This window comes from Burkholderia sp. JPY481 (genome assembly GCF_038900515.1).
GTDB lineage: Bacteria > Pseudomonadota > Gammaproteobacteria > Burkholderiales > Burkholderiaceae > Paraburkholderia > Paraburkholderia youngii.
On sequence record NZ_JAYMRT010000067.1, the window covers coordinates 1 to 5317 of the forward strand.

Here is a 5317-nt window from a genome sequence, read left to right on the forward strand (position 1 = left end):
CTGCTCCCGTTGAACGGCGAGGCGAATTACCTCGCCCATCAACATGAGAACAGAGTCGGTTTCCTCTCCATTGCTACTACCGCCGGCCGCAGCCCCTTACCGCGCGAGCGGTTTAGTCCACCGACCCTGAGCAGCCGGTGGACGGCTTCCAGCGCGAGCGGCCAATTGAAAGAGTAGAGCGGACATCCGCATTGGCGAGATCGATGCCCGTTCTCGGCCGAAAGCTAACCACCAAGTGCGTCCGAGGCACGGCGGCTTGATTGACCACGCGGGCATTTCTATTCGGAATATGGGTTTGCCAATCCCTTGGCTTTTATGATATCGCGACTGCATGAGCGACATGCCCGCCAATGTCGTCGAAAAAATTCCTCAAAAACGTTAGTGTATTCCTGTTTGTTTCGAGCGATGCATTCATTTATTGTCGATGTAACTTTTTGTCTTTCGCTCGAATCTCGAATTGCTGCGATATAACCTATCCCACTGTTATCCGGATGAATGTCTGCCGTTATGTTGTCGTAGCGTGCCAATCGCGTGTACATGAAGTAGTCCTCTTTCCATGGGAAAGATTTTCCTTGCGATATCTTGTACATGAAGCTTTCGACGGGTGCGATGAAGTAGTCCAGCCCAACTTCCGCCGTTGCACACGGCCCCCCGTCGCCACGCACATAGGCACTCGCGGGAACGTCGGGATTATCGTCTATAAACTTGAAGATAAAATTGTGTATTTGATCCGTCCCACCGTCTGAATTCCCAACGGCTTGATCATGACTGGACGATGAGCCAACCTGGCGTTGTTCGCCTGATGATTTCGATGTCACTTCCGTCGGAGTGCGAGCCTCCAATCTCTGGGTCATCTGTTCAGTCAGGTTTTTGGCACCCGGCAAACGGTTCTCCTTCGTTGGCTTACACGGGCTGTTTTTCCTAGCGTCGCATGCGGATATAATCGCGCCAGCTGCGAAGTCCGAATAGTTTTTCGACTTTGTGTACTCAGCAATATCATTGAAGATCGCTAGGGTCTCACCGGCCTCTATCAACTTGGACGTCCTTACACCCTCTCCATAGCACGTCTGGACGATGTCAGGATGCTCCGTCGGATAAGTAACGACAAAACAATATCTTAAGCGGATGGGAGTATCACACGAATTTTTTGTCATCCAGCCTGTGTGATAATAAAAATTATTCTTGATTATTGTCGCGCATGTACTCGGATTGTCCGAATTAGGATAAACGACAGCCGCTTCATCAGGATACGCTAGAGGAGAAAGAAGCAATGCACATATCGCCCCGAGCAGTTTATGCATGTTGTACCTCCAATGGCCGGTGAGCGGTGTTAATCGACGCTCATCGCTCTGCCTTAAAAGCGTCTGACGATCAAATTACAATGCGTGCCGCTGGGTTGAGTGTGCGCTACCGCACCTCCGATTGAGCGGCACTGTGCGCGCGGGATCCCGGTCCCGAGGCAGGCATCGCACGCGTGAAAGCGGGCAGACCGTCCACGCCCCTTCGATTGCCAGTCTTTTCGGATCGAGGCGACCACATTTAGGATCGAATGACCGCTTCCACGGGCGCAACGGTCGTCCCAATGCTGGAGCGACGGCGCGGGCGGACGACGCTTCGTGGCCGCGTGCGGAAGTTCGCGGGGTGCGCACGGCCACCGCGGACCTTGCACCGGTGAGCTTCCCTAGTCGACCCATAAGGGACCTTCAAGCTACGCAGCAGCGGTCATTCAAACGCTGTGACTTTCTCGCCCTGTCGACGATAGATTCGCGGCATCCTGTCGACGACGAAAGTGTTTTGGATGCCAGTCACCAAGTTCTCAGATCGGTTAGTTCGTATGGGAGGACTTATAGTCTGGATCATGCGCACTGTGCTCGGGGCGAACGACCAAATTGAATCTTAGTGGTGCGCCTTCGGGTGGCTTTGGTAGCCCGGCCTTTCTGATGATCTCCATACTGGCCGCGTCGAATTTCGGGTCGCCACTTGACGTTTTCACCGAAATCGACAGCACGTTGCCCTCAGAGTCAATGACCACGGGGAACACGGCTTCCGTGTTCTTGTCGCCTTCTGTGACCAAGGCGTTTGTTCGAGGCGCAATTCTTTTCTGGGTTGCTCGGGCGAAAGCTTCCACCGCACTCTTCTGCGAGCCAGTTTGCTCGGGTGATGAACTCAGAGGTTCAACCGACCAACAAGGATTACTCAGTGTCACTGCTATAGCGGCAAGGAGAAGTGACTTCATGTTCTTGTGTACTTGGTTTTCCATCGCTAACAAACTCCAGTGCGCTTTCGCATGCCGTAACGGTGTACTGCCGATTGTCGGCAATCTAGACGGCCGTGTCGAGTGACCGCTCCTGGCCGAACGGGGACGGACGACCTGACACCGTCAGTCACAGCTTCTACCGCTTAGCGGTGTGCGGCCTTCTTTCTTCATCGCCGTCGTCCGCGCCCGTGGCCCGTCTTCAATGCACGCAGCCGCGCGGTGGCTGTGCCCGTCTGCTTGCTGCCGTCGCGGACGCGGAACCTGGCGTCCATCAGTCCCGCCACCTGACCGGCGCCAGACTAGGCTTCGTCGTACCGATCCCGGTTTCCTCGAGCGCCAGCGCGATCTTCGCGAGTTCGCCCGAAAAGTCGAGCGTCCATGATTGGCCCTCCGAGGTCACCTTCATGCCGTCGTGAATGACCAGTGCGTACTGGGCGATGAGCAGCGCCTGAACGAGCGGCGACTGCTTGAATGGGTCGATGGGTTCTGTCATGGCGGGCCTCCTGGTGCGGTTTAGCATTCGGCGCGCCAATGGCTATCGCCGCGGCTTTGCGTTCTACGGCGCTTCGTCATCGCTCCGGTGACCCGCACCCCGGCTAAGGCCGACAACGACCCAACGCGGTCGGTCGATCTGTTCGTGCGACCGTACGGTGAGTGCATAGGAACGGCCGCTCGCCAACTTTACAACTTCACCGGAATCGTGAATTTTGGAGTTGGAGGCGCCACGACGATTACGACGCTGGCTCTGATTGGCTGCCGGATTTAACCGGAATAGTTTCAGAAGTTAGCGCTCGCGCGTATGCCGCGCACTGGTCAGCTATCGAGCATCGATATTCAACGTCGCTGTCGAACCACTCTCTCGCCTGGCATCGCCCACTTCCACTATTCAACCCCGCCTCCGCAGACACGTATCTGGAATAAGCGCGACCTTTGTAAAATCCACAGAAGTGGATTTTTTCGACCGGAACAAGCTGAGAGTAAAGTTCCTCAAATATTCGTTGATGGAGCGCGTATACGGCGTTCGCGAATCCTGTGGTCTTCACCACGATATCGTCGATCCGCCTCCCGCCATTGCTCCCCATGTAAGAGACAATCTGCGTTTGCATATCTAGGCGACACGTGCCCAACGAGCCGTGCGTAAATGCAGTTCTGAGCTCGCGCAGCTCGGGAAACCACTCATCGTATGCAGTTGCGAGCGCATCTCGAATACTCTCCGGTAACCCTGCGTCGTATGACCCTTCTTTGGCGCGAACAAACAGCTTCTCAGTCGACTTCTTTTGCAGCTTAAACTTCCCGTCGTGCAGCCAGTAGAGCGAGTCGCGTACGCCGTCGAGCACCGAGTAGAGTTCACAGATTAGGGTTTCGAATAATGCAGCCACTTCCTGCGAACGAGCTCCTAGCGTATAGCCGTTCGCATGAAGTTCAGCCACGTCTTCGGCCAAGGTTGGCAGCAATCGATTCGCCAGCACCACCAAGACTTCGTACTTGTGCGTGTGGTCAATGACGGTTTGGATGGCATGTTGTGCCTTTCGTATGCCGTTTGCATCCGTTGTGAAGGGACGCCCGAGGAAATGTTTGAATTTGCCCGCCGCGGTCCAGCGCTCTGGGGCGAAGGCTAGGAGAAGTCCGTTATGGCCGGCGACTTGCATCTTGTTTTTCGACTGCATTGCGAAAGGGCTCTGGAGGAATCGGCATGTGTTGTTCACATTACCACGAGGCTAGTTCGCATCTGCCATGTTTCAGAAGCGCGGCACCCTTCAACGCCCTAGCTCCCGCGGTTGAGCCCTCCAACGGCGCGGTCGGTCGTATGTAATATGGTCGATGCCCTCTAGGCTAGGGCGTGGAGTGAAGTGGCGCAAGCGGTCCCGTTAGTGACATACGCGGAACGTAAGCGTGTGGGCCTGTCGGCGAATAACGCCAGGGATTGTAGCCGAACATTAGCCCGCCTAGGGTATAGTCGCTGCGGGGCCAAATAAACAACCATAATTATGAGCATACATACAGCTGGCTGGGCAATTTTCGGGTCCGCACTTACCGCTATCATCAGCGTCGTCTCAACGTCCTACTCTAACTACAAGAGCCGCAGCCAGACCGTCGAGGCGGCCTCAGCAACGCTCCGACAAGCTGTCGCGTCTCTTGACGTGCAGCGCACCTCCACGGTTCGCACAGCGGCAACTTTCATCGCTGACAAGCGCCAAAAGTGGATAGACGAATTGCGAGCGGACATGGCGGCTCACCTCGCAGAGTCTCAGGAGTATTTGTGGAAATGGGATGGCGTACGAGAACGCAGTGCAGAGTTGATGAGCAACAAAGCCATTGCGCTCAACGAGCGCACAGCAAAGATGAAGCAGTTGGCTCTGGACTTCTCGAACGAGAATGGAGTCATCGACCGCTCTCATCAGGAGCGTCATCACCGCCTGCGCTTTCGCCTCAACCCCAACGAGCCTAACCATTTGAGGTTGCGTGATTATCTGGACGAGATTCGCAAAACTTTTGACGATACGGCGCGTGCGAAGGATAGAGAAACGGCCATCGCGCTGATTGCCCGCGTGGAAACGTTGGTCGGCGAGGCCGACACGTTGACGAACGAGATTCTGAAGACAGAATGGGAGCGCGTTAAACAGGAAGTTGCGTACCCAGAGCAGATGATCGCCAAGATTCCCCGACCTGTCTAAATTCCCACGGCGCCGATAGGCGCGCGGTTCGTGCCCAACATGTTGCGCTGAGCGGAGCACAATCACCCTGACTTCATATCAGTGCTTCGTGAATCAGGTGGAGGGGGAGCGCGGTGACGCGCATGTGAGGGCGGAGTCCGTTCGAAAGCGAAGCAGGCGTGCGCGCTGCGAATTACGGCGCGAATCGACGTGGCGGTCCGCTGCGGGGTGAATACGGGACTCTCGAACGCAAGCGATGAAGGTCCGAAAGTGGCCGAAGGACTAAACCGCTCGCGCGGTAAGGGGCTGCGGCCGGCGGTAGTAGCAATGGAGAGGAAACCGACTCTGTTCTCATGTTGATGGGCGAGGTAATTCGCCTCGCCGTTCAACGGGAGCAGAGTCATGA

The 5317-nt window shown here is 55.8% G+C and carries 5 protein-coding genes; 1 reads left to right on the top strand and 4 read right to left on the bottom strand.

Annotated elements, in window-relative coordinates:
* Nucleotides 1–278: 278 nt before the first annotated feature.
* The 4 genes from VSR82_RS39360 to VSR82_RS39375 all read right to left on the bottom strand — a co-directional run bounded on the left by VSR82_RS39360 (nucleotide 279) and on the right by VSR82_RS39375 (nucleotide 3924).
* Entirely contained in the window at nucleotides 279–1301 is a 1023-nt protein-coding gene (locus tag VSR82_RS39360) for a hypothetical protein (RefSeq protein WP_498858856.1), read from the bottom strand.
* A gap of 524 nt (nucleotides 1302–1825) precedes the next feature.
* The gene (locus VSR82_RS39365; RefSeq protein WP_498858857.1) at nucleotides 1826–2260 is read right to left on the bottom strand and encodes a TonB family protein; all 435 of its coding nucleotides are present in this window, start codon (nucleotides 2258–2260) and stop codon (nucleotides 1826–1828) included.
* A gap of 268 nt (nucleotides 2261–2528) precedes the next feature.
* Nucleotides 2529–2750: a hypothetical protein gene (locus VSR82_RS39370; protein WP_498858858.1), complete on the bottom strand. Its 222-nt coding sequence runs from the start codon at nucleotides 2748–2750 to the stop codon at nucleotides 2529–2531.
* A gap of 238 nt (nucleotides 2751–2988) precedes the next feature.
* Entirely contained in the window at nucleotides 2989–3924 is a 936-nt protein-coding gene (locus tag VSR82_RS39375; RefSeq protein ID WP_498858859.1) for a hypothetical protein, read from the bottom strand.
* A gap of 321 nt (nucleotides 3925–4245) precedes the next feature.
* On the opposite strand from VSR82_RS39375, the gene VSR82_RS39380 reads away from it, so the two are divergent.
* Nucleotides 4246–4932, top strand: a complete 687-nt coding sequence (locus VSR82_RS39380; protein WP_498858860.1) for a hypothetical protein — start codon at nucleotides 4246–4248, stop codon at nucleotides 4930–4932.
* Nucleotides 4933–5317: the final 385 nt, after the last annotated feature.

Coding starts and splice junctions, on each gene's coding strand:
- VSR82_RS39360 (WP_498858856.1), bottom strand. CDS start 1,301: ATGCATAAACTGCTCGGGGCGATATGTGCATTGCTTCTTTCTCCTCTA.
- VSR82_RS39365 (WP_498858857.1), bottom strand. CDS start 2,260: ATGGAAAACCAAGTACACAAGAACATGAAGTCACTTCTCCTTGCCGCT.
- VSR82_RS39370 (WP_498858858.1), bottom strand. CDS start 2,750: ATGACAGAACCCATCGACCCATTCAAGCAGTCGCCGCTCGTTCAGGCG.
- VSR82_RS39375 (WP_498858859.1), bottom strand. CDS start 3,924: ATGCAGTCGAAAAACAAGATGCAAGTCGCCGGCCATAACGGACTTCTC.
- VSR82_RS39380 (WP_498858860.1), top strand. CDS start 4,246: ATGAGCATACATACAGCTGGCTGGGCAATTTTCGGGTCCGCACTTACC.